Source organism: Corynebacterium sp., assembly GCF_030532715.1.
In the GTDB taxonomy this organism is placed as follows: domain Bacteria; phylum Actinomycetota; class Actinomycetes; order Mycobacteriales; family Mycobacteriaceae; genus Corynebacterium.
In genome coordinates this window covers 251,980-274,272 of sequence record NZ_JAUNKO010000001.1, presented here as the reverse complement: position 1 = coordinate 274,272, position 22,293 = coordinate 251,980, and the positions used below count along the sequence as shown (strand labels likewise).

The 22,293-nt window shown below is 60.5% G+C and carries 22 protein-coding genes; 13 read left to right on the top strand and 9 right to left on the bottom strand.

Annotation, left to right across the window (positions count from 1 at the left end; translation table 11 throughout):
• Positions 1-22: 22 nt before the first annotated feature.
• Positions 23-940 (bottom strand): asparaginase, encoded by a 918-nt coding sequence (locus Q4D83_RS01300; RefSeq protein WP_303172284.1) that lies wholly within the window; start codon positions 938-940, stop codon positions 23-25.
• Positions 941-1,081: 141 nt separating this feature from the next.
• Between Q4D83_RS01300 and Q4D83_RS01295 the strand changes: the two genes are divergently transcribed.
• Both Q4D83_RS01295 and Q4D83_RS01290 read left to right on the top strand, forming a co-directional pair.
• Positions 1,082-1,708: a hypothetical protein gene (locus tag Q4D83_RS01295; RefSeq protein ID WP_303172855.1), complete on the top strand. Its 627-nt coding sequence runs from the start codon at positions 1,082-1,084 to the stop codon at positions 1,706-1,708.
• A 121-nt stretch (positions 1,709-1,829) separates the two neighbouring features.
• Positions 1,830-2,036: a DUF2892 domain-containing protein gene (locus Q4D83_RS01290; RefSeq protein WP_303172281.1), complete on the top strand. Its 207-nt coding sequence runs from the start codon at positions 1,830-1,832 to the stop codon at positions 2,034-2,036.
• Between the two features lie 80 nt (positions 2,037-2,116).
• On the opposite strand, the gene Q4D83_RS01285 is transcribed toward Q4D83_RS01290, so the two are convergent.
• A complete protein-coding gene (locus Q4D83_RS01285; protein WP_303172279.1) occupies positions 2,117-3,049 on the bottom strand; it encodes a hypothetical protein in 933 nt (310 codons plus the stop codon).
• A gap of 63 nt (positions 3,050-3,112) precedes the next feature.
• Here Q4D83_RS01285 and lspA point away from each other — a divergent pair, with 63 nt between their 5' ends.
• The 3 genes from lspA to Q4D83_RS01270 are packed head-to-tail and all read left to right on the top strand — an operon-like array spanning position 3,113 to position 5,004.
• Entirely contained in the window at positions 3,113-3,586 is a 474-nt protein-coding gene (gene lspA, locus Q4D83_RS01280; RefSeq protein WP_303172277.1) for a signal peptidase II, read from the top strand.
• Positions 3,586-4,512, top strand: a complete 927-nt coding sequence (locus Q4D83_RS01275; protein WP_303172275.1) for an RluA family pseudouridine synthase — start codon at positions 3,586-3,588, stop codon at positions 4,510-4,512. Before lspA ends, Q4D83_RS01275 begins: the two co-directional genes overlap by 1 nt.
• On the top strand, positions 4,513-5,004 hold the full coding sequence (locus Q4D83_RS01270) for a hypothetical protein (protein WP_303172273.1): 492 nt from the start codon (positions 4,513-4,515) through the stop codon (positions 5,002-5,004). It begins immediately after the preceding gene.
• A gap of 23 nt (positions 5,005-5,027) precedes the next feature.
• Here the strand turns inward: Q4D83_RS01270 and rarD are convergent, their stop codons facing one another.
• Together rarD and Q4D83_RS01260 are read right to left on the bottom strand one after the other, a co-directional pair.
• Positions 5,028-5,906 (bottom strand): EamA family transporter RarD, encoded by an 879-nt coding sequence (rarD, locus tag Q4D83_RS01265; protein ID WP_303172272.1) that lies wholly within the window; start codon positions 5,904-5,906, stop codon positions 5,028-5,030.
• Between the two features lie 35 nt (positions 5,907-5,941).
• The gene (locus tag Q4D83_RS01260; RefSeq protein WP_303172270.1) at positions 5,942-6,700 is read right to left on the bottom strand and encodes an SDR family oxidoreductase; all 759 of its coding nucleotides are present in this window, start codon (positions 6,698-6,700) and stop codon (positions 5,942-5,944) included.
• Positions 6,701-6,861: 161 nt separating this feature from the next.
• Between Q4D83_RS01260 and dnaE the strand changes: the two genes are divergently transcribed.
• The 3 genes from dnaE (at position 6,862) to Q4D83_RS01245 (ending at position 12,783) form a co-directional block, all read left to right on the top strand.
• Positions 6,862-10,419 (top strand): DNA polymerase III subunit alpha, encoded by a 3,558-nt coding sequence (dnaE, locus tag Q4D83_RS01255; RefSeq protein ID WP_303172269.1) that lies wholly within the window; start codon positions 6,862-6,864, stop codon positions 10,417-10,419.
• A gap of 60 nt (positions 10,420-10,479) precedes the next feature.
• Complete coding sequence (locus Q4D83_RS01250) at positions 10,480-11,274, top strand: methyltransferase (RefSeq protein ID WP_303172267.1); 795 nt, start codon at positions 10,480-10,482, stop codon at positions 11,272-11,274.
• 588 nt (positions 11,275-11,862) lie between these two features.
• A complete protein-coding gene (locus Q4D83_RS01245) occupies positions 11,863-12,783 on the top strand; it encodes a ribokinase (RefSeq protein WP_303172266.1) in 921 nt (306 codons plus the stop codon).
• Here the strand turns inward: Q4D83_RS01245 and Q4D83_RS01240 are convergent.
• The gene (locus Q4D83_RS01240) at positions 12,780-13,325 is read right to left on the bottom strand and encodes an excalibur calcium-binding domain-containing protein (protein WP_303172265.1); all 546 of its coding nucleotides are present in this window, start codon (positions 13,323-13,325) and stop codon (positions 12,780-12,782) included. The genes Q4D83_RS01245 and Q4D83_RS01240 overlap by 4 nt on opposite strands.
• Positions 13,326-13,521: 196 nt before the next feature.
• Between Q4D83_RS01240 and ilvA the strand changes: the two genes are divergently transcribed.
• Positions 13,522-14,823, top strand: a complete 1,302-nt coding sequence (gene ilvA / locus Q4D83_RS01235; RefSeq protein ID WP_303172263.1) for a threonine ammonia-lyase IlvA — start codon at positions 13,522-13,524, stop codon at positions 14,821-14,823.
• Positions 14,823-16,283 (top strand): MFS transporter, encoded by a 1,461-nt coding sequence (locus tag Q4D83_RS01230; protein WP_303172261.1) that lies wholly within the window; start codon positions 14,823-14,825, stop codon positions 16,281-16,283. Before ilvA ends, Q4D83_RS01230 begins: the two co-directional genes overlap by 1 nt.
• On the opposite strand, the gene Q4D83_RS01225 is transcribed toward Q4D83_RS01230, so the two are convergent.
• The gene (locus tag Q4D83_RS01225; protein ID WP_303172260.1) at positions 16,280-17,830 is read right to left on the bottom strand and encodes an alpha-amylase family glycosyl hydrolase; all 1,551 of its coding nucleotides are present in this window, start codon (positions 17,828-17,830) and stop codon (positions 16,280-16,282) included. The genes Q4D83_RS01230 and Q4D83_RS01225 overlap by 4 nt on opposite strands.
• A 24-nt stretch (positions 17,831-17,854) precedes the next feature.
• Here Q4D83_RS01225 and Q4D83_RS01220 point away from each other — a divergent pair, with 24 nt between their 5' ends.
• From Q4D83_RS01220 to Q4D83_RS01210, 3 genes are read left to right on the top strand one after another with little or no spacing between them, the layout of a single operon-like run.
• Positions 17,855-18,490 (top strand): YigZ family protein, encoded by a 636-nt coding sequence (locus Q4D83_RS01220; protein ID WP_303172258.1) that lies wholly within the window; start codon positions 17,855-17,857, stop codon positions 18,488-18,490.
• Between the two features lie 11 nt (positions 18,491-18,501).
• Positions 18,502-18,729, top strand: coding sequence for a hypothetical protein (locus Q4D83_RS01215; RefSeq protein WP_303172257.1), 228 nt, complete (start codon positions 18,502-18,504; stop codon positions 18,727-18,729).
• Between the two features lie 20 nt (positions 18,730-18,749).
• Complete coding sequence (locus Q4D83_RS01210; RefSeq protein ID WP_303172255.1) at positions 18,750-19,115, top strand: RNA-binding S4 domain-containing protein; 366 nt, start codon at positions 18,750-18,752, stop codon at positions 19,113-19,115.
• A gap of 275 nt (positions 19,116-19,390) precedes the next feature.
• On the opposite strand, the gene Q4D83_RS01205 is transcribed toward Q4D83_RS01210, so the two are convergent.
• From Q4D83_RS01205 to Q4D83_RS01195, 3 genes are all read right to left on the bottom strand, one after another.
• Positions 19,391-20,389, bottom strand: coding sequence for a GTP pyrophosphokinase family protein (locus Q4D83_RS01205; protein WP_303172254.1), 999 nt, complete (start codon positions 20,387-20,389; stop codon positions 19,391-19,393).
• A 10-nt stretch (positions 20,390-20,399) separates the two neighbouring features.
• Positions 20,400-20,951: a hypothetical protein gene (locus Q4D83_RS01200; RefSeq protein ID WP_303172252.1), complete on the bottom strand. Its 552-nt coding sequence runs from the start codon at positions 20,949-20,951 to the stop codon at positions 20,400-20,402.
• Between the two features lie 71 nt (positions 20,952-21,022).
• On the bottom strand, positions 21,023-22,288 hold the full coding sequence (locus tag Q4D83_RS01195) for an exonuclease domain-containing protein (protein WP_303172250.1): 1,266 nt from the start codon (positions 22,286-22,288) through the stop codon (positions 21,023-21,025).
• Between the last annotated feature and the right edge of the window lie 5 nt (positions 22,289-22,293).

Genomic DNA, 22,293 nt, shown 5'->3' with positions numbered 1-22,293 from the left:
CGGCGCGCGGGCTGGTGGCTGATCAGAACAATGTGGCCGGATGCGCGCCGGTGGCAATGGCCACGGCGAGCAGTACGCGCGCCTGACCAGCACGATGGTATGTGGAACCGACCGCGCCCTTAGCGGCGAGCGTCGCGCCGCCACCGGTGCCACCATAGCTGCCGTGAACATCGCCTCGGGGCACCCGCGTGGAAATCACCACCGGGATACCTTGCTCCATAGCTTCCCCAAGTGCCACGGCTATCTCACGGCCCACATTGCCGGCGCCCATGCCCTCGACGACGAGCCCTTGGGCGCCGTTGGCTAGTGCGGCGTCGACAAGCGCGCGGGGGGCACCAGGGTAAGCGTGAATAATGTCCACCCGTACCTCCGCCAAAGGGTGCGGCAGCATGGGCTCCGGGCGAGTAGGCTCCTCTGGCCCGTTCGTTGCAAACGCCAAGGTGTCCGTGGTGTGCCATTTCACGCAACCGCGGGCGGGGATCACGGCGTGCGCAAACACCACCAACACACCCATGTCGCGCGCGAGTGGGTCGCTAGCAATGATTAGCGCCTGCAAGAGATTCTCACCGCCGTCACTTAGCGGATGATCATACGGACGTTGCGCGCCAGTAAGCACCACCGGGCGAGGGTCCGTATGGAAGCAATCGAGCGCAATGGCGGTTTCCTCCATGGAATCGGTGCCGTGGGTGATTACCACGCCGGTGACTTCCGGATCTGCAAGCGCATCGTGAACGGCGACGACGATATCGTCAATGTCCGCGAACGTCATGTTGGAGGAATCCAAGCGCGTCAGCTCGCGAGTTTCAATGTGTACCCCTGGGAAGCGGGGTACAAGTGGTTGCACGAGGGTGTCCCCGCTTACAGTAGGGATAAGCGCGCCATCAGCACCTGTGGTGCAGGCAATAGTTCCCCCTGTAGTAATGACAACGATTTTGCTCATAGGCACAGCTTACTGTGAAGGTATTCGCATCCCGTGTACCATGGTTTCGCATTGTGGTGTCCGCCCAACCAACGACACCAAAGAGGAGAATAATCAGTGAAGAAAATCTACACCGCCGTGACAGTCGGCGCTGCTGCATTCATGCTCACTGCATGTGGGTCACTGCCCGGAAACATACCCTTCCTTGGGGGTGATTCCTCCAGTTCGTCCTCGGCAGCAACGTCGAGCTCGCAGGCATCTAGCGCCGCAACATCCGCGAGCGCGCCGCAACCCACGGCCGAAGATCTGAACGCCGTCCTCGCCGTAGCCACCGACCCCAACGCTTCCGTGGAAGAAAAAATCAAAACCGTTGAAGGCGGTGAAACCGCGCCCGAACTGTTTGAAACCATGACGCGTTCCAAGCAGGAATCTGGCGCAGATTTCCAGGTTGTACCCCCAGTATTGCCGGGTTACACCCCGAACTCCGTACTTGCCACCGTGAATTTCACCCTCCCAGACCGCGAACCTCAGGTTGCGGACAATGTGGAGTTTATCTACGAGGAAAACACGTGGAAGTTGTCCAAGACTTGGGCTTGTACCCTGATCACCAACACAGTTCCGCCGGAACAAGTGCCGCAAATGTGTCAGGGTGACGTACCCGCGCCCGTGCCGCCGCCAGCTGGCGAGCCGCCGGCAGCTCCGGCACCGCCTCCTGGCGAAGCACCTCCGGTTGAGGCGCCCGCACCGGCACCGCCGGCTGAACCTGCGCCGCCGGCGCCAAACCCGTAACGCAGGTGATTACGCTGACGCTTCGCTGAGTCAGCGTAGAAGCTGCGCAATAGGCCCGTTGGAGTGTTAGCTCAGTCACGTTATGAGCTGCGCTGTGGCGGGCCTTTCTAGGCTTGTGCGCATGAGAAAAAACGAGCGTGCGTTAGACCGTGTCCTTCGGTTAGCCCTTTCCGCAATCGCCGGCGCCGTCGCCCGCGAAACCACAGGCACCCTATCCAAGGCGATGTGGGGTCTATCTGGGATCATGGCGGTCACGGGCCTGACGGGATGGTGCCCCCTGTATCGGATTTTCGGTATCTCTACCTGTAAGGTTCCGCCGGTTCCGTAGGCCCCTCATGGGACAGCTGTTCGGTGCCGTGTTGGGTTGTGGCAACTCGCAGCGCACCACCCTTCACCGTGCAACGCCCGTTACTGGAATTGGATTCGGGTTGTTGCCATTTGGGTGACCGTGACATCGCTGTCCCCGCCGTAGTGGACGGTGGTGGTGAATTGTATGTCTCCCTCCGGCAACGGTTTGTTCAGGTCCACCCGAATGGTTCCTTTGGAGTTTGTGGTGGAGTTCAGCACTTGAAGGTCCCCGGTGGGCTGCCCATCGGGGCCGGTGATTGAGAGTTTGCTTACGGCCGGCCGTTGTTCTACTTGGACGTCGAGTTCAACGGCGTCGTGAGTGATGCTTTTTGCGGTGTAGGTCGTGGTTTGCAGCAGCGTTGATGCCCCGCTTACGCGGCTTTCCACCTTCCACTTCGCGCCTTTACCTACGTCGTCGCCCGGGAACACGATGGGCAGGTTAATCACGTGCTGGAGGAATCGCTCGGTGGCGGCGCGCGCAGTGTCCGTGGCGTTGTCAGGCGCGGAAAATGTCAGCGAGTTGATGCGGCCGGTGTCGTCGCCGGCCCAACTCACGGCGAATCCTTTGGCGGTGGCGAGTTCCTTATTGAGGGTGGTGTCGGAGTAGGTGGGGGTGCCTACGGTGACCTTGACGCTTCGGTTCGCCGCAGTATCGTCTGCTGTTTCTGAATCCCCGGAGTCGCCGTCCGCGTCGTTTCCGGCGCTTGCTTCGGCGGTGACGGGGAGTTTCATGGTGTGGGTTTCTTCGGGGGTGTCGTCCCCGGTGGAGGTGGTTTGGTGGAAGCCGTCGTCGATGAGCAGGGTGGTTTGCTGCGGCGTTGTGGTCGGTTTGAACCGTAGTGCTTGTTTGTTCCCATCGCCAGCATCGAGGAGGGATACTTTCACGGCGTCTGCTTGGACGGCGACGGGTTGGTCGCTGGGCGCCTCTTGGCTGCAGGAGGCGAGCAGCAGCGCCGTGCTGATTGCGGCGAGGATACGAGTTCGAGCTTGCACGTGATCTAACCTACCGAAGCTCGGAATGGGAAAACACTCGTCGGATAAGGAATGATGGATTTCGTGACGCACAAAGCAAGGCTTGTTTTCGCTATCATTCCGCTGGTTGCCGCGCTTGATCAGTTGTCGAAGGTTTGGGTGCTTTCGACGCTGACTCCCGGCGTGGCAAAACCGCTCATTGGGGATTGGTTTCGCTTTTTGTTGGTGTTCAACCCCGGCGCGGCGTTTTCCATGGGGCAGAGTGTGCCTTGGTTGTTTACCCTGATCCAAGCCGCGTTTGTGGTGGGCGTGAGCGTGTACGCGCGGCGGGTGTTTCATCCGGTGCAGGCGGTGGGGTTGGGCATGCTCGCGGGCGGCGCGCTGGGCAACCTTATCGACCGTTTGTTTCGCGAACCCGGGGTGTTCGTTGGCCACGTGGTGGATTTTGTTTCCGTGGGCAGTTTTGCGGTATTTAATGTTGCGGATAGCGCGATTACGGTCGGCGTTGTGGTTTACCTTATTGGTGTGATGATGGAAGAACGAAAGGTGCGTGTGTGATGCGGGAGTCCCGGCAGATGCCGGTGCCGGAGGGACTCGACGGCATGCGTGTCGACGCCGCGCTTTCCAAACTCTTGGGCATTTCCCGCACCGCCGCCGCGGAACTCGCCGCCGCCGGAGATGTGGAGATCGACGGCGCCGTCGTTGGAAAATCCGCGCGATTGGCGGCGGGCACGTGGCTCGACGTCACCCTGCCTGCTCCGAAAGAACCGCTCCTGCCCAAAGCGGAATTGGTGGAGGGCATGGACATTCTCTACTCCGATGATGATGTCATCGTGGTGGACAAGCCGGTTGGGGTGGCGGCTCACCCCACGGTGGGGTGGGAGGGGCCAACCGTGGTTGGCGGGTTGGCTGCTGCCGGTTTCCGCATTTCTACCTCGGGCCCGCCCGAGCGCAAAGGCATTGTGCAGCGCCTCGACGTGGGAACCTCCGGTGTCATGGTTGTGGCTGCTTCGGAGCGTGCCTACACCGTGCTGAAACGCGCGTTCCGGGACCGCACCGTGAAAAAGACGTACCACGCATTGGTGCAGGGGCACTTGGATCCGTTTACCGGAACCATTGAGGCGCCGATTGGCCGGCACCCGTCGGCGGGGTGGCGGTTCGCCGTGACCAGCGACGGCAAACACTCCGTCACCCATTACGAAACCTTGGAAGCGTTCCGCGAAGCTTCGCTGTTGGAGGTGCATTTGGAAACGGGTCGTACCCACCAAATCCGTGTGCACTTTTCGGCCCTGCACCACCCGTGTTGTGGCGATCCCATGTACGGGGCGGACCCGCAGCTTTCCGAACGCCTCGGCTTGGTGCGGCAATGGTTGCACGCCGTCACGCTCGGATTCCACCACCCCGCAGACGGCCGGTATATGGAAATAACTTCCCCGTATCCGGCGGATTTGCAGCACGCTCTTGATGTGGTGCGCGAGGGCTAAATGCAACCCCGAGTTCTTCTTGCCGGCGTGTCCACCGCCGTGCTGATTGTCCTGGTCTTCGTGTTGGGGCACTCCGATCGGGTTTCCAAACCCACCAACATCAACGGCGATGTTGTTGGCATGGAGTCCGAAACACCGCAAGACTACCAAGCGCGCGCCCGCATCACCCTTGAGGAGGCCAATGAGCCTGCGTTCGCGCTCATTACCTTCGTGGAGCCGTTAAACGCGGGGGAGGCCTCAGTAGTGCTTGAACCAATTCCGCGAGTGAATGCGCGCATGACCGAAACCGTGGTGGTGCCACTGCCAGAGCCGGTGGCTGGTGTGAGCCGCGCTGACATCCTTGGGCACGACCCGATCCCTGGTGTGATCGTCTACGCTCCTGGGGACGTCCTCCGCAAGGTCGCCGCCGACAAACGCGTTTTCGCTATTGAAGTATTGCCGCCTGACGCCGCTTGGGGCAGGTTCGGCATCCGCCCAGTGCGGGTGGGATAACCTGCTGGTTCCTAACGTTGGTTTCAGGGCGCGGTTTTAGCCCGGCGGGCGCGGCTACCGGTGCGGTGGAGTACGAGGTCGATGAGGTAGATGCTCACGGAGATCCAGATGATTACGAACCCGCCCCAACGGATCGGCGTGAGGTGCTCGTGGACGATGAACACCGCCCAGAGCATCTGCACCGTCGGCGTCATGTATTGCAGCATGCCGAGGGTGGAGAGGGGAACGAGTTTCGCACCTTTGCCAAAGCACAGCAGGGGGATGGCGGTGACGATGCCGCAGGATATGAGGAGTGCCGCGTGGGGCCAGCCGTGTTCCGTGAAGCTGGCGTCGCCGCGGAGTTCCAACCAGCCGAGAAAGCCAGCGGCGATGGGCAATAGGACGAGGGTTTCTGCGGTGAGGGAGGCGGTGGCGCTCATAGTGACGCGCTTTTTGATCAGCCCGTAGGAGGCGAAGCTGAACGCGAGGATCAAGCCGAGTATCGGCGGTTGCCCGCCGGCGAAGGTGAGTAAGGCGACGGCGCTTGCCGCGATTCCGACGGAGAGTTTTTGCAGCGGGCGCAGGCGTTCGCCGAGGAACACCATGCCCATGACTACGTTGACGAGCGGGTTGATGAAGTACCCGAGGGCGGCCTCCGCGACATTGCCGCCGTTGACGGCCACCACGTAGGTGAGCCAGTTGATGGCAATGACGGTCGCGGCCATGAAGATGGTGAGCCACGTGCGCCGAGTGGCGGACCGTAGTTCGCGCAGTGTGCCGGTGGCGTAGAGGACTATGACCATGATGACGGCGGTCCACAGGATGCGGTGCGACAAGATTTCCAGTGGAGTTGCCGGGCGCAGCAGGGGAAAGAACGCCGCAAAAAATCCCCAGAACACGTAGGCGAGTACTGCGTATGCCATGGGCATGTACAGTACTCGCCGAGCAGGGCAAGTACCTAGTTCATCAGTGCGGGTGGGGATTCGGGGAGGACTTGCCCGCCGTCGACGACGATGCCCTGGCCGGAAATGTAGCGCGCGGCGTCGCTCGCCAGGAATGCCACCACATTGCCCACGTCTTCGGTGGTGCCAAGTTTGCCGCCGGGGATGGATTGTGCCATTTGGTTGACGTAGTCTTCGCCGAGCGCAAGCAGGGACGGGGTGAGGATATTGCCGGGCAGCACGGCGTTACACGTAATGCCGTCGCGTGCGAGTTCGATTGCGGCGGTGCGGACGTATCCCATTTGGGCGGCCTTGGTGGCGCCATAGTGTGCCCACTGTGGGAACCCAGTGATATTGCCGGTGATGGAGCTGGTCACCACGATGCGGCCCGCGCGGGAGCGCTTCAGGTACGGCAGTGCGGCGACCACGATGTTGGCGGTGCCGCCGACGTTGAGTTCGGTGAGTTCGCCGAGGGTCGCGGCGTCGATATCCTCGATGTTGGCGCGCGGGTACGCGCCGGCGTTGGCGGCAACAATGTCCACGTTGCCGAAGGCGTCGACTGCGCGGGCGACGGCGTTGCGGCAATCCTCCAGCTTGGTGACGTCGCAGGGGACGGTGACGAACTCGGTGAGGGCGGCGAGGTGGGCGTCGTCAAGCGCGGCGACAACGACATTGGCGCCAGCAGTGGCTAAGGCGCGCGCAATACCGAGGCCGATGCCGCTGGAACCGCCGGTGACAAGCGCGGTGCGGCCGTTGAGTGAAGTCGGTGCGGTCATGGGAGTTACCTTCCTCCGTGTGGGGTTGCGTACCTGCCACCGTAGTCGCACCGCACGCGCCGGGGGCGGGGTTCGCGTGCCGGCGGCTGAACCGGCTGCCCAACCGCTGGTGAAAATGTTTTCCAATAGCCGGGTTTACGGGTGCCGTACAATGCGTACCTATGAGTAATTCCTCCTTCGTGCACCTCCACAATCACACCGAATACTCAATGCTCGACGGCATGGCGAAGGTGGACATGCTCGCGGCCGAAGTGAAACGCCAGGGGATGCCAGCGGTAGGCATCACCGATCACGGCAATATGTTCGGCGCTGACGCTTTCTACCGCAAGATGGTGGACGAGGGCATTAAACCGATCATCGGCATCGAGGCGTACCTGGCACCCGAGTCCCGGTTTAACAAAAACCGCGTGCGCTGGGGGGAACCGCACCAAAAGGGTGACGACGTCTCGGCTTCCGGCGCCTACCTGCACCAAACGATGATCGCCGAAACGGCGACCGGATTACAAAATTTGTTCTATTTGTCTTCGATGGCTTCCTATGAGGGGCAGCTGGGCAAGTGGCCGCGCATGGACGCGGAACTCATCGCCGAAAACGCCACCGGCATCATCGCCACCACCGGGTGCCCGTCAGGGGACGTGCAAACCCGTCTGCGGTTGGGCCAGTTCAATGAAGCGCTGGAGGCCGCGGCGATGTGGCAGGACATTTACGGCAAGGAAAACTACTTCCTTGAGTTAATGGACCACGGTTTGGATATTGAAAACCGGGTGCGCACCGAGTTGCTGGAAATCGGCCGCAAGTTGGGTTTGCCGCCGCTGGTGACCAACGACTGCCACTACGTGTTGCAAGACCAGGCCCACGCCCATGAGGTGATGTTGTGCGTGCAAACCGGCAAGACGATGCAGGACCCGGATCGGTTCAAATTCGACGGCGACGGATACTTTATTAAAACGGCGGCGGAAATGCGCTCAACCTGGGACAACATGGTGCCAGGCGCGTGCGATAACACCCTGTTGATCGCGGAGCGCGTGGAGGATTATTCCCGGCTGTGGGAGCCGCATCCGCACGACCGCATGCCCATTGCCAGCGTGCCGAGCGGGCACACCCCGGAGTCCTGGTTGAAACACCAGGTGATGGAGGGGCTCAAGGAGCGTTTCCAGGGTGCGCAGGTGCCGCAGGCGTATATCGACCGCGCGAATTACGAGATCGAAGTCATTGCGATGAAAGGCTACCCCTCCTACTTCCTCATCGTTGCGGATCTGATCAAATACGCTCGGTCTGTGGGCATACTCGTGGGGCCGGGTCGTGGTTCGGCGGCGGGCGCGCTGGTGGCGTACGCGCTGACCATTACCAATATTGATCCCATTCAGCACGACCTGCTGTTTGAGAGGTTTTTGAACCCGGAGCGCCCCAGCGCACCAGATATTGATATTGACTTCGACGATCGGCGCCGTGGCGAAATGATCCGCTACGCCGCCGACAAGTGGGGCGAGGATAAGGTCGCCCAGGTAATTACCTTCGGCACGGTGAAAACGAAGCAGGCGTTGAAGGACTCCGCCCGCGCCCTGTTCGGGCAACCCGGCTACCAGATTGCCGATCGCATCACCAAGGCGCTGCCGCCCGCGATCATGGCGAAAGACATCCCGCTTGCGGGCATCATGGACCCGAAGCACGAACGCTATGGCGAGGCTGGCGAAGTGCGGGGGCTCATTGAGTCCGACCCGGATGTGAAGAAAATTTACGAGACCGCGCGCGGCCTCGAGGGTGTGGTGCGGCAGGCAGGCGTGCACGCCTGTGCGGTGATTATGTCGAGCGTGCCGCTCCTGGATTGCATTCCCATGTGGAAGCGCGCGGCGGACGGGGCGCTGATTACCGGCTGGCCGTACCCCGCGTGCGAGGCTATCGGCCTGCTGAAAATGGACTTTTTGGGGTTGCGCAACCTCACCGTTATTGGGGATTGTATCCGCAACATTCAAAGCAACCGTGGTGAGACCATCGACCTAGACACCCTCACCACCGAGGACGAGGCCACCTATAAGCTGTTGGCGCGCGGCGACACCCTAGGCGTGTTCCAGCTCGACTCCGGCGGCATGCGCGAGTTGCTCAAACGTATGGAACCGACCGGGTTCGACGACATCGTGGCCGCGCTCGCGCTGTACCGTCCTGGGCCGATGGGCATGGGTGCGCACTGGGCGTACGCGGACCGGAAAAACGGCCGGGAGCCGATCACGCCGATTCACCCGGAGTTGGAGGAGCCGCTGCAGGAGATTCTGGCGGATACCTACGGGTTGATTGTGTACCAAGAGCAGATCATGCGTATCTCGCAAAAGGTTGCTAACTACACCGCTGGTCAGGCCGATGGATTCCGGAAAGCCATGGGCAAAAAGAAGCCCGAGGTGTTGGCAAAAGAGTTCGTCACCTTCGAGGCTGGCATGAAGGAAAACGGGTTTTCCGACGCCGCGATCCGCGCGCTGTGGGACACCATCGAGCCGTTCGCGTCTTACGCGTTCAACAAGTCGCATGCGGCGGGCTATGGGCTGGTGTCATTCTGGACTGGCTACTTGAAGGCAAATTACACCGCGGAATATATGGCCGCCCTGCTCACCTCGGTAGCCGATAGGAAAGACAAATCCGCGATCTACCTGGCGGATTGCCGGCACCTTGGCATTAAAGTGTTGTCGCCGGATGTGAACGAATCCGCCTTAAACTTCCAGTCTGTGGGGGAGGATATTCGCTTTGGTTTGGGTGCGGTTCGCAACGTGGGTGAAGACGTGGTGGAGTCCATCGTGCAGACCCGTCAGCGCAAGGGGCCGTTTGAAGATTTCTCGGATTATTTGGACAAGATCGACACCCTTCCATGCAACAAGCGCGTCACCGAGTCTTTGATTAAGGCGGGCGCGTTTGACTCGTTAGGGCACCCGCGGCGGGGGTTAATGCTTATTCATGAAGACGCCGTCGACTCCATCACCGCGACCAAGAAAGCCGCAGATAAAGGGCAGTTTGACCTGTTTGCCGGGTTCGGCGGCGAAGCCAGCGGCGTTTCGAATATTTTTGCGGTTCAGGTGCCGGATGAGCAATGGGAGCGCAAGCACGAACTCGCACTGGAGCGCGAGATGCTGGGCTTGTACGTGTCCGGCCATCCGTTGGATGGCTACGGTGAAGCGCTTGAAGCCCAAACCGATACCGAACTGACCACAATCCTCTCCGGCGAACTCAAGCACGGCGCTGAAGTAGTCATCGGTGGGATTATCTCTGCGGTGGATCGCCGCTTTTCCAAAAAGGACGGCTCGCCGTGGGCGATTGTTACTGTCGAGGATCACAACGGCGCGAGTGTGGAATTGCTCGTGTTTAACAAGGTGTACGCCATGGTGTCCAGCCTCATTGTGGAGGACAACATCATCTTGGCCAAGGCGCATATTTCCATCCGAGAAGACCGCATGAGCGTCTTTTGTGATGATCTTAAAGCCCCTGAATTAGGGATTGGTGGGGGTTCTGGTCTTCCCGTCCGGCTCACACTGCGCACCGATCAATGTTCCATGGCCAACATTTCCAAGCTCAAGGGCGTCTTACAGGCGAATCCTGGCGAATCGGATGTGTATTTGAACCTCGTGGATGGTGAGAATTCTACGGTGATGATCCTGGGCGAACACCTGCGCGTTTCGCGTGGGCCGAACCTGATGGGCGACCTGAAAGCCACCATGGGGGCAGCCATCTTAGGTTAGCTTGCGTCACATCTGTACCACTTGCAGCGTGGGTGCTAGGGCGAGGATAAACTAGTCTGCATGAGCGTAACCGAAGTCCAGCAGACCTTGTTTTTCCCGCTGTTTGGCCGCGCAGCGGCGGCACAGAAATGGCCTGAATGTTTCTCCGACCCGTGGGCAGTTGAAGTCACTGAAGCGGCCGAACAAGGCGGGGTTGCCGTAGCGGAGATGGATGGGTTTCCGGCCATGGTGTTGGGGCTGCGTCACCTCATGGCGGTGGTGGAAGCCAAGCGATATTTGGCGGAGTATCCCGGCGCTGCGGTGGTGAACATGGGCAGTGGTTTTAGCCAACTTGGTCGAGATCTGCAGGGTTACGATTGCACCGTTTACAACCTCGACGACGCCGACGTATTAGAGCTCCGAAAGAACTGGTGTTCGGATGACGGGGTGGATCTTCCGTACGCCATCACAGACCACGCCTGGATGGATCATGTTGATGCATCCAAGGGCCTCATCGCAGTGGCGTCGGGTAAATTCCACTACCTTGAGGTGAGCGATGTCGAAAAGCTTATTGATGAGATGGGGAAACGCTTCCCCGGCTCCCGATTGTGCTACGACAGCGAATCTCCCCAGGTTCAAGCGGGTGGGCAGGTCCAACGCCGCGCGCTCAAAGATGAACCCATGCCCTTCAAAGTTGACGATCCCTATGAAATTCGATTCTGGAGCGACCGCGTCGCCGATGTAGACATCGAATTCAACTTCACCAACTACCTTGATCCTGATAAGCGGGAATTCTTGCCATTTGGCTATCGCGCCGGGTTTAACTTCTTCGAATTGATCCAGGGAATGTATGTGGTGAAAGTCGACTTTAAATAGCCGCTGAACGGCGATCCTTTTAGGAAGGTGCCAGGATTTGGGGGATGGAGGGCCGCGTATCATGCGTGGCCCTTTTTCTTAATGTTGTGGTCTCCTTTCCGGGGGGTAAAACTTGTCGTCCGCAACGCGTTGGTGCAGCTTGAAGTGCTCTCGAATCACCAATACAATATTTACCGTGTGAATCGCGGTGCGGCCCCTGGGGTGTCCCACGTGCAGAGCCGCAACGCTGATAGCGATAGTCGTGTGGCGACACGCTTGGGTGTGTGGGGGCGTTTTCCGCGGGGTTTTGCGGGTGGTGTTTCGTCGCACCCCCAACCCCGGAGGCGCAAATTTGTTCGAAGCTGCGGGGGCGGGCCAACACGCATTATTCCCCAGCGTTCGCACTGAATATCGGCCAAAAATATCGCCACAAAAGCGTTGACTGAAAAATCGTACACAATCGCGAAACAGCAAATAATTATAAGGTCTGCAAACATTGTTATGTCAGCAAAGTTTGCGAAAACAATGTACCTGTGGAAGGTAACCAAGTTTTGTTTTCAAGGTCCATTAACGCACTCTGCGTTCCATTCGAAGCGTTTAAGGGTTGACATGATTCCGCGCATTACTGTTGTTGGTTCGATTCGCGCCGATTTAAGCATGTGGGTGAAACGGCATCCGCACCCAGGCGAAACTGTGCTAGGCACGGGTGGCACGATTTCCCCTGGGGGTAAGGGGGCGAATCAAGCGGTGGCCGCCGCGTTGCAGGGTGCTGGCGTGGCATTTGTTGGTGCCATTGGCAATGATGCGTATGCCTTTAATGCTACGGCGCTGATGGTGGATGCGGGCGTGGTGATGACGGGCGTCGAAAAACGGGGGGATGCGACTGGGCTGGCGGTGATTACGGTGGCCGAGGACGGGGAAAACACGACGGTGGTGTTGCCGGGTGCGAATAGTTGGGTGACGGAGAGTTACGTCAACCTCCATGCGGACATTGTGCGGAATGCGGAGATCGTATTGTTGCAGGGCGAGATTCCGGCGTCGGGGTTCGAGGCGGCCGTGCGGCACTCGGTGGGCCGGGTGGTGGTGAATTTGGCGCCGGTGATTCCGGTGGCGCGGGAATTGCTGTTTCGCGCGGATCCTCTGCTTGCGAACGAGCATGAGGCCGCGCGGCTACTGGAGTATTTGGGCTGCCCTTCCGCAGGTGTGCCGGATATTGTGTCGCAGCCGGAGCGAATGGCGCAAGAGCTTCTCGACGCCGGGTTCCGCAGCGTAGTCATCACCCTTGGGCCACAGGGGGCAATGGTGGCAACGGAGGATGGGGTGGAGCATGTGCCCACGCCGCCGGTGACCCCAGTGGATACCACGGGCGCGGGCGATGCGTTTACCGGGGCGCTCGTGGCGCGGCTTGCGGAGGGGAGCTCGTTGCGGGATGCGGCGTTCCATGCCTGCCGCGTCGCCGCCTACACGGTCACCGGGTATGGTGCGCAGTCGTCGTACCCAGCGGCGAACGATCCACTGCCGGAGCTTTAGCGTTCGCAGGCTACGCCGTCGTTGTCCCCATCAAGGCCAGGTCGGTAGCCGGGGCTGCCGCGGTACAGAGGTGCGGCGCCGGCAGCTTTCGCGTCGCTGCAATTTTGGTAGTACGCGCTGGGGGCTGGTGCGGGTTCCGGCGCTACCACCGGGGCGGGTGCCGGTGCGAGAAACCCGCGCATTTGGGTGTCGTTGTCCCCGGAGACGTCGGTGTTGTTGTCTACGCTGGCCGGCCCGTCGGTGTAGGTTGCGCTGCCGGTCGTGTCGCTCAGTGAGCTGGGTTCCGAGCTGGTCGGTTCCGGCGGGGTGGTGGTCACCGTACTTGTCACAGTGCGAGTCGTCGCTTTGGTCACCGTGCTCATCACGGTGTGGGTGGTGGTGCGAATGGTGTCCTGTGAGGATCCGCCTGCGACGGCGATGCATCCCGCCGCGAGTAACAGCACCAAGGTGAGTGCGCCGCAGCCGAAGCCGACGATTTTGAGTGATTTGTTGGAGTTGTCGTCGGGGATGCCGTCGCTGTTGTATTCGTACGATGCGGTCACGAGAAAACCTTCCAGAAACGTAAGTTAACACTAAGTATTTCCTTTAAGGTTCTTGGTTTGGAAATCCTTACCCACCTTCGGGTGTGGGGACCCAAAAAATGCCCCATGCGCGATTGTTTGTTTGTGCGAATGGGGTGCGGGGCGCGGCGTCCCCGCGATATGCTTGCCGATCCATCGGAGGCTACAATGTGCTTTCATGACTGATCACGCTGTTGCCGTTCCCGCCTTGTCGAACGATCTGGAGCCAGTACGTGCTGCAGACATTCAGATGGCCCAGGCGCGAATTTCCTCCGTGATCGCACCAACCCCGCTGCAATATTGCCCGCGCTTGTCTGAGGAGACGGGCGCACAGGTATACCTCAAGCGCGAGGATTTGCAGGACGTACGTTCGTATAAGATCCGGGGCGCCTACAATAATGTTGCCCAATTGACCGATGAGCAGCGGGCGGCGGGCATCGTTGCGGCTTCCGCCGGCAATCACGCCCAGGGCGTTGCGTACGTGTGCCGCGCGCTCGGCATCAAGGGGCGAATCTACGTTCCGAATCAGACGCCGAAACAAAAGCTCGATCGCATCCGCGTGCATGGGCGCGAATTTGTGGATGTTGTGGTTACCGGTAACAGCTTTGATGAGGCGTCCGCCGCCGCCCGTGTGGACGCCGCGCGCACTGGCGCAACCGTGGTGGAACCGTTCGACGCCCGCGACACCGTCGTGGGCCAGGGAACCGTTGCCGCTGAGATTTTGGCGCAATTGTCTACTTTGGGCAAAAACGCCGATGTGGTGGTAGTTCCAGTCGGCGGCGGGGGCCTGATCGCGGGTGTGTTGAGCTACCTCGCGGACATGGCACCGCACACCGCGGTGGTGGGTGTGGAGCCGACCTCGGCGGCCTCGATGCAGGCAGCGTTGGATAACGATGGCCCGGTAACCTTGGACAGCATCGATCCGTTTATCGACGGCGCCGCCGTGAAACGCATCGGCGAAGTGAACTATCGCATCGTGGACGCAAACCGTTCCCGCTTGCACATGCTGAATGTGAGCGAGGGCGCGGTGTGCACTGAAATGCTCGGCTTGTACCAATCGGAAGGCATTGTTGCGGAACCAGCCGGCGCGTTGTCCGTGGCCGCGCTCAAAGATTTGAAATTGCGGTCGGATGAGGTTGTGGTGTGCATTATTTCCGGCGGGAACAATGACGTGCTCCGCTACGCCGAAATCGTGGAGCGTTCGCTGGTGCACCGCGGCCTGAAGCATTATTTCCTCGTGGATTTTCCGCAGGAGCCTGGTCAACTGAAGGCCTTTGTGTCGGAGGTGCTGGGCCCACACGATGACATCACCCGGTTCGAGTATTTAAAGCGCAATAACCGGGAGACCGGTACCGCGTTGGTGGGCTTGCAGCTGCGTACCGCGAGCGACCTTGAACCATTGTTGGAACGCATGAGGGAATCCCGGATTCATACGCAGCAGCTGAAACCCGGGACCCCAGAATACGAGTTTTTGGTGTAATGGAATCATATCCGAATCGCTGGTGGGGGCTGTCGGTTCTGTGCGTGACGATCGCGGTGCTTGCGGTAGATACGACCGTGCTGAATTTCGCCATTCCGTCGATCACTGCTGCGCTGCAGCCATCCGCCACGCAAACCCTGTGGATTGTGGACGTATATGCGTTCGTACTGGCCGCGTTGCTGATCACCATGGGAACACTTGGGGACCGCGTCGGTCGCCGCAAGGTGTTGCTGGTGGGTGCCGTGTGCTTCGGCGTTGCGTCGGTGGCCGCTGGCTGCGCCACGAGCCCAGAAATGTTGATTGCGGGGCGCGCGTTACAGGGCGCGGCCGGCGCCACCCTGATGCCGTCCACGCTTTCGTTGATTAGTGCGATGTTTCAGAATCCCGCGGAACGGGCGCGGGCGATCTCCATTTGGGTTGCCGTGTACTCTATGGCCGCCGCCGCGGGTCCACTGATTGGCGGGTTGTTGCTGCGGTTTTTCACCTGGGGCTCCGTATTTTTCATCAACGTTCCCTTGGTGGCCATCATTGTGATTGCCGGCTCGCGGGTATTGCCGCCGTCCCGCGCAGCCAACCCGAAACCCTTTGATATCCGCGGCGCCGTGCTCAGCATCGTGGCGCTGTTTTCGCTGGTGTATGCGGTGAAGGTGATACCCGTGGAGGGGGTGAGCGTTGGTGCGGTTGCCATTGCAGTGTTGGCGGTGGTGGTCGGCGCCTTGTGGTGGCGGCATTTGCGCCGCTGCCCGCACCCAGTGATTGATGTCGAGTTGTTGTCGCGTCCCACCTACGCCACCGTGGTGGTGGTCAATGGCATTGCCATGTTCCTCTACATTGGCGTGCTGTTCTATTTGAGCCAGTACCTGCAGGTAGTGCTGGGGTATTCGCCGATTACGGCGGGTTTGCTCATGGTGCCGGGGTTGTTGGCGTCCATGATTGCGGCGTTGGTCACCGGCCGGTTCATGGCGCGATATTCCGCGCGGGGTTTGCTCATTGTGGCGTTTTGTATTGCCGCTGCCGCAAGTTGCGTGCTCGGCTTGGACGCGTACGGAGCGTTCGAATATTCCGGCGCCTGGTTGACGCTCGGGTTTGCGGTGTTTTGTTTCGGCACGGGCATGATCGATCCCGTGACCAACGATTACATCCTTGCCGCGGCGCCACCGGACCGCGTGGGTGCGGCGGCGTCGATTTCGGAGACGGGTTACGAGCTGGGCGGCGCATTCGGCACGGCGATTCTCGGGGCGATCGTGATGGCGGTGTACGGCGCGGGCGTGCCCGAAGAGGTTGCCGATTCTCTGGCGGTGGCCCACGCCACTGGGGACGCCGACATCATCGTGCTTGCCGACGCCGCGTTCCGTTCCGGTGTCACCGCATCCTCCGCCGTGGCCACCGTGACTGCGATCGGTGTGGCGCTGCTCGTTGCGCGGGTGTTACCGCGCGATATCGCCGAGGTGCGTGCCTAACCGGCGGCCCGAGTCATTTCGTTCAAAAAGGCGAATCCCCATGGCTCGAGGGTGATCCCGTGAGCGCCTACCACCGGGGTGCCGGGGCTATATCGTACGTCGCCGGTGTATGGGACAGTCACCGGACGCTCAGACAGGTTTGCCACCAGCGGCAGGGCGCCTTGGATGGCCAGCCATCCGGGTCCGCCCACGGCGTCGATAGGCGCGGTGGCGTGCGCACCGAGCGCTAATATCTCCCTATAACCTGCGCTAATGTCCTCGTCGCCCACGAAATCCAGGCGTGCGCGGTCAAAGGTTTCCGGCAGGCTGGGGTCCAGTGGGGAATCGTCCAAGCCCATGCGTCTGAATTGCTCCCGCCGGCCGTTGATCGTGCCCCGTACCAATGCCGCGTCGGAGTGGGAGCAGAAAAACGGGAAGGGCGTTTGGGCGCCATACTCCTCGCCCATAAACAGCATGGTGGGTTCTGGGATTGCGGCAATAATGGCCGCTTTGAGCAGCTGTTGCGCGGCGCTGAGGTTTTGGCTGGGGCGGTCCCCGCGCGGCCGATTGCCCACCTGATCGTGCGTGGTGGTGTACACCACGCTGGGGTAACGATGATTAATCGCATCCACAAGGTGCGCAATCGTGCCAAAGTCCCGGTAGTAGGCGTGGCGTTCCCCGCTGACTATTGCGTGCAGGCTGTGATGGATACTATCGTTCCACTGCAAATCCATGCCGCGGGAGGTGGTGATGGTGGGGTCGTCGCGCAAATCTTCGGCGATGAGCGTACGTTTCACCCCGGTGTCTGCGCTGACTTCCCGTGCTATTGCAGCGATGTCGTCGAGCAAGGATTCGTCGGTGTACGCGTGGGTGGCGTCCAACCGCAGGCCATCGACCCGAAATTCGGTGAACCAACGGCGTACCGCATCCAAGATGTACGCACGCACGTGCGGGTTGGTCATGTTTACCGCGTCGCCCCAACCGGTTGGGCTGGCCACCGTGTACGGGCCGAACAGGTTCAGATAGTTGCCTTCGGGGCCGAAGTGGTTGTATACCACGTCGAGGTAGACGGCGATGCCGTGGCCGTGTGCGGCGTCGATAAGCGTTTTGAGTCCGCGGGGGCCGCCGTAGTGGGCGTGGACGGCGTGCCAGAACACACCGTCGTAACCCCAGTTCCGCGTACCGGCAAAGGGCTGCACGGGCATAAGTTCGATCGCACCCACGCCAAGTTCCTGCAAATAAGGCAGTTTTTCGATAACCCCGTAGAAGTCACCGCCAAAGCTTCCCACATGCAACTCGTATATCAGGCTGCGTTGCTGGCCCGTCCAGGGGTGCTGCCAATCAAAGGAGGCGTCGGTGACCTCGCTTAACCCGTGTACCCCGTCCGGCTGGCTGGTAGCGCGCGGATCCGGCACCACTTGCCCGTCCACCCGAAAACCGTAGCGCATGCCGGGGAGAGGGGTAACGTCGCTGGTCCACACCTCGCCAGGGGTCATCGGGTGCGTAATGTCATCGACAACAAGCTCAACGGTGGACGCGTTCGGGGCCCACACAGAAAAGTTTTGCATGCGCTCTAGCATAAGCTAAAGGTTATGTACCGCCTGCCCGCTCCAGCACGCACGTTTTCCCACGAATTCGAGGTCAAACGCTCGCGGTTCCTGACCTATATTCGGCGCGTACAAAACGCCGAAGAAGCGCGGGCTTTTATCGCCGAAATCAAAAGCCAGTTCCCCGACGCGCGGCATCATTGCAGCGCGTTTATCTACCACGTCGACGGCGCCAATCCTGTCGAACGCTCGAGTGACGATGGGGAGCCCTCCGGCACTGCCGGGCAACCCATGCTCGACGTGCTGCGCGGCTGCGGCATGCTGGACATCGCTGCGGTGGTCGTGCGCTATTTTGGCGGCGTAAAACTCGGCACCGGCGGTTTGGTTCGCGCCTACTCGGATGCGGTGAGTGGTTGCCTCGACGAAGTGGTTTCCGTGCGCCGTGAACTCCGCGAACTCTACAGCATCGAGTTTGATCACGACGTCGCTGGGCGGCTGGAAGCCGAACTCCGCAACCGAGGTTTCGACGTCGCGGAAGTCACCTATGGCGCCCGCGTTACCGTCACCATCGCCGCAAATCCAGGCGATTACGACGCGGTGGCCGCCACCGTTTCCTCGCTTATGCAGCGCAGTGTGCCGGTAGCCAAGGCCGGCCAACGGTGGGTAGAAAAAGCTGACTAGAATGAGTTGCTATGACAATGCAGCGCTATCCCCAAAACCCAATCGAAATGCGGAAGCAGGCGGTTCGACGCCACGCCCGCAACGGCGTGGTAGCCGTAGCAGGCGGAGTTGTTGGCGGCCTAGCCCTGACCGTGCTATTCCAAACTTCGTTCTTTCTCATCCTCGGGTTGATCATTGCAGCCGCCGGTGGGTTTGTCTCCTACCAGCGGGTACAGCGAATCATCAACTACAAGGACTAGGCCGCAACGGAAGGTAGCTCGTGAGTAGCGTTCGTATCGACGCATGGGTTTGGGCCGTCCGGTTTGCCAAAACCCGCACCCAGGCGGCGGACGCGTGTAAAGCCGGGCACATCAAATTGCGCGGTGCGTCCGTGAAACCCGCCCAGCCCGTAGTACCCGGCGATCGTATACAGATTTGGGTCAACCACCGGCAATACGACGTAGAAGTAGTCGAACCAATTCGAAAACGCGTCGGTGCGGCTGTTGCGCGCACATGTTACGTGGACCATTCGCCGCCGCCACCGCCGAAAGAAATCCTAGCCTCCATGCCGCGCCGCGACCGCGGAGCCGGGAGGCCAACCAAACGAGATCGGCGTGCCATCGACCGCCTTCGCGGGAGGGAATAGGCAGCTGCGTGTGGGAGGTTGCGGGGCGGGGGTAGCGGGGGAAAGAAAACCGGCCTGCGGAAGCGCTAAGTGCTTCGCAACAAGGCCGGTGGGATCGGGGTTGAATTAGCGAGATCCGAACGTTCCCCAGTGGGGTGGCGGGAAGTTGATTCCGAAGGATCGGAAAAAGTCTGCGCTGCTGAGCGCCCATACGTGGATGAAATCGAGTGAAAGCGGGGTTAAACCCATCAATGGACTCCTCAATGAAAGAACCGGGAACGTTGTTAAGTATACTGCTACCGCTCGTTTAGGTGCATAGTTTGCAGCCTATCTCGAAGCCTCGTGGCTCGCGCCGCACCGCGCCGTCCTTTGGTGGTTCTTTTAATGTGTTCGTTACCAAATTTCCGGAGCAGGGCGTCATCGATAATTCGCACGTGACCAGGCTTAAAGCGGTAGCGCATGGCGTGTTCAATTTTGCTGACATCAACGTCGTTTAAGAGCTGTTTGAGCTGCGCCACGGTGGTAATCCCGTTGGCGGCTAAGATTTCTTCGAGCCAGCGGTAGGACTCTGATTTGGACCGAGCGAAGCGGTTGCCAATGAGTACCGAGAGCACCCCAGGGAGGGTTTCCGCGGAGAGGGCAACATCGTCGGCTTGGGCGGTTGGCGGGGCCCCTTGAATCGCCGCAATTTGGTCGAACTGTTGATCGGCGAGTTCGATAAGTCCGGCCGCCAGGGTGAACGCACGGTCGATTCTGGGATCCATCGATCCACCGGGGTTCTTGTACCGGATATCGTGCTCAAACTCCGCCCAGGCATGTTGCAATACTGTGCGCACCTGCACTTCGAACACCATTCCGCGATAGTCGGCAAGCTCTTGGTGGTTTTCCGGAACTTTGATCACCACATGATGGGAACCGTATCCGAACCCACCCGAGATGCGGGTTTCCGCCGCCTTATCTACCGATCTGATGACGTGAAAGCTGTCCTGCAGCACTGAAACCACCGCCGGAATTTCGGTGGAATGGTAGGTGGTCACACGCACCCCGATAATGTCGTGAATATCATGCCACGGGTCGGGGTAGGAGGGGGTGCCCTCGGGGCTTCGTTTTTGCGCTTTCGCGTGCAACGAGCGCCACTCTTTGACGCGCGTGGTCACGCGATCGTAGGTGACGCCGGAGTCTACGAGGAGATCTTCCACTGCCTCGCGGAAATCCGCTGCGGCTGCCGGGTGTTTGGCTACGAATTCGTGGTAGCGCGCATCCAGCCGGGCGATAGCCTGGTCGAAGGTGTTCATGCCCTCCACATTAGTGAGCGGTAGCGAACTGTTTGGTCAGTGACGCAGGGTAGCCGCGTTGATACATCACCGCGCGTTTCAGGAGTGCGTCTGCGCCTGCCGCGGCGTAGGCTTGCGCCGCCCAGGCTTGTATTTTCGGCAGCTGGGCGGGCATCCACGGCGCCGCCAGCAGCGTGCTTTGGGTGGGTGCGAAATAGACGATGACGCCGCCGAGGATGCGGGTGAGGTGGTGGTGCAGTAGCCAATAGGAGTGGGGGTGCGCTAACCAATCCACGGCTGAGCCAGGCGCGGCCGCCACCTCAATGCCACCTAGCGGATGCGTTCGAATCTGGACTTGCGCTTGGATGGTATGTTCCGCGGCGAGATCCCACAGCTCAGTGCTGGACAGCCCAAGCTCATGGACCTCGGCGTAACTGAGTAATCTGCCGCCCGCGCAGAACACGGCGCGGAGGTCGTTGGAAAGCGCGACGGAGGCGTGGCTGGTGGGAAACGCCATGCTGTCCACCGTGAGCGCTGGCTCGGCCCGCCGGACTTGGAGCCGAACGTGGTGCGTACTGTGCATTCGGGAACCCCTTTTTCCTTTTCGACGCCGCGGACGTCCAGCGGGGTTCCCAACGTCACCGCAGCAGCGCCCTAAAACGGGGGTTGTTCGTCGAGGCCGAGTGCGGTGTAGAGTTGCTCGGCTGTCCACATTTGAATGTCTTGGCCTTTGCTGATGAGCTCTTCGGCGCGTTTTTGCTTCGAGGTGACTGTCGCCCACGGGCCGCACACGAGGACGGTGGTTTTCTTCGTCACGTTTTTCCCGATGGTTGCACCCAGTTCGGCCATGCGTTCCCAGAGCATTCCTTTGTCATAGGGTTCGAAATCCCCGGAGAGTGTGACGTTTTGGCCGTACAGCACGCCACTGGGATCGGCGTCCGTGTTTGGGGTGGGGATCACTTCCGGGGTGGCTGCTTTCGACCATGCAGCCCCACGGTTGCGGGGTTTCGCTTTGGGCTTGGCTGCCGCGGCGGAGATCGTTCGCAGGACGGGGTACACTCGCCCGTCGTGGAGTCGGCCGGTGGTGAATCCTTGTTGGGTGAAGAAATCCGCCACGCCGCCCTGGAAGCCCCCACGTTTGGCCAATTCGATGGCGATGCCAGCGCAGGTGAGGGCATCGTCTTCGGCGTCGTGGTGGTGGTTTTGCGGCACGCCGAGCGTTTCCGCAACCACCGGCAGCCGGTGGCCGGGGAAATGGATGGAACTGTGCCTAGCCAGTGATAATGTGCAGCCGAAGTGGAGCTCCGGTGCGTCGATTTCGCTGGCGGTGCAGGCGCGCTGGAGAGCGGAGATGTCAAATTGTGCGTTGTGGGCAAGCACCGGGAGTTCGCCAATAAACTTGGTGATTTCGGGGAGGAGTTCGCCAAAGCTCGGCGCGGTTGCCACGTCGTCGGCAGTAATGCCGTGGATGTCAATGTTGAATTGGTCGAAGTGGTGTATCCCGGCGGGCGGCTGGCACAACCACGAACGGGATTCGTGCACGTTGCCGTCGGTGACGCGCACGAGGCCTACTTGGCAGATGGAGCCCCAATCTTCATTTGCGGTTTCCACGTCGAGGGCGACGAAATCAAACGCGGGTATGACGGGTGGGGCGTCGCCCTGTTGTGCGGAAGCCAGCGCGTTGAGGAAGTGCTGCTGGTGTTGCTGGTGGTTGGGGGAGAAGGTGACATGGACGTTCGCGCCGTCGAGAAGCACGCGGCCGCATTCAGTGTCGGTGGGTTCTGCAACAACGGTGATTCCCGTGACGTGCGCAAGCGGTATCCGCGCCCCCGGCCCGTACAAAGCGGCGTGCAGTGGCGTGTGGCTAATGTACACCTCAGCTGGGGAAACAGTAATGGTGGCGCCGTGAGCGAGGATCACCAGCG

Bases quoted from the DNA above. Each gene is read 5' to 3' on its own strand.
- Q4D83_RS01300 (WP_303172284.1), bottom strand. From the start codon at position 940: ATGAGCAAAATCGTTGTCATTACTACAGGGGGAACTATTGCCTGCACC.
- Q4D83_RS01295 (WP_303172855.1), top strand. From the start codon at position 1,082: ATGCTCACTGCATGTGGGTCACTGCCCGGAAACATACCCTTCCTTGGG.
- Q4D83_RS01290 (WP_303172281.1), top strand. From the start codon at position 1,830: ATGAGAAAAAACGAGCGTGCGTTAGACCGTGTCCTTCGGTTAGCCCTT.
- Q4D83_RS01275 (WP_303172275.1), top strand. From the start codon at position 3,586: ATGCGGGAGTCCCGGCAGATGCCGGTGCCGGAGGGACTCGACGGCATG.
- Q4D83_RS01270 (WP_303172273.1), top strand. From the start codon at position 4,513: ATGCAACCCCGAGTTCTTCTTGCCGGCGTGTCCACCGCCGTGCTGATT.
- rarD (WP_303172272.1), bottom strand. From the start codon at position 5,906: ATGGCATACGCAGTACTCGCCTACGTGTTCTGGGGATTTTTTGCGGCG.
- Q4D83_RS01260 (WP_303172270.1), bottom strand. From the start codon at position 6,700: ATGACCGCACCGACTTCACTCAACGGCCGCACCGCGCTTGTCACCGGC.
- dnaE (WP_303172269.1), top strand. From the start codon at position 6,862: ATGAGTAATTCCTCCTTCGTGCACCTCCACAATCACACCGAATACTCA.
- Q4D83_RS01250 (WP_303172267.1), top strand. From the start codon at position 10,480: ATGAGCGTAACCGAAGTCCAGCAGACCTTGTTTTTCCCGCTGTTTGGC.
- Q4D83_RS01245 (WP_303172266.1), top strand. From the start codon at position 11,863: ATGATTCCGCGCATTACTGTTGTTGGTTCGATTCGCGCCGATTTAAGC.
- ilvA (WP_303172263.1), top strand. From the start codon at position 13,522: ATGACTGATCACGCTGTTGCCGTTCCCGCCTTGTCGAACGATCTGGAG.
- Q4D83_RS01230 (WP_303172261.1), top strand. From the start codon at position 14,823: ATGGAATCATATCCGAATCGCTGGTGGGGGCTGTCGGTTCTGTGCGTG.
- Q4D83_RS01225 (WP_303172260.1), bottom strand. From the start codon at position 17,830: ATGCAAAACTTTTCTGTGTGGGCCCCGAACGCGTCCACCGTTGAGCTT.
- Q4D83_RS01220 (WP_303172258.1), top strand. From the start codon at position 17,855: ATGTACCGCCTGCCCGCTCCAGCACGCACGTTTTCCCACGAATTCGAG.
- Q4D83_RS01215 (WP_303172257.1), top strand. From the start codon at position 18,502: ATGACAATGCAGCGCTATCCCCAAAACCCAATCGAAATGCGGAAGCAG.
- Q4D83_RS01205 (WP_303172254.1), bottom strand. From the start codon at position 20,389: ATGAACACCTTCGACCAGGCTATCGCCCGGCTGGATGCGCGCTACCAC.
- Q4D83_RS01200 (WP_303172252.1), bottom strand. From the start codon at position 20,951: ATGCACAGTACGCACCACGTTCGGCTCCAAGTCCGGCGGGCCGAGCCA.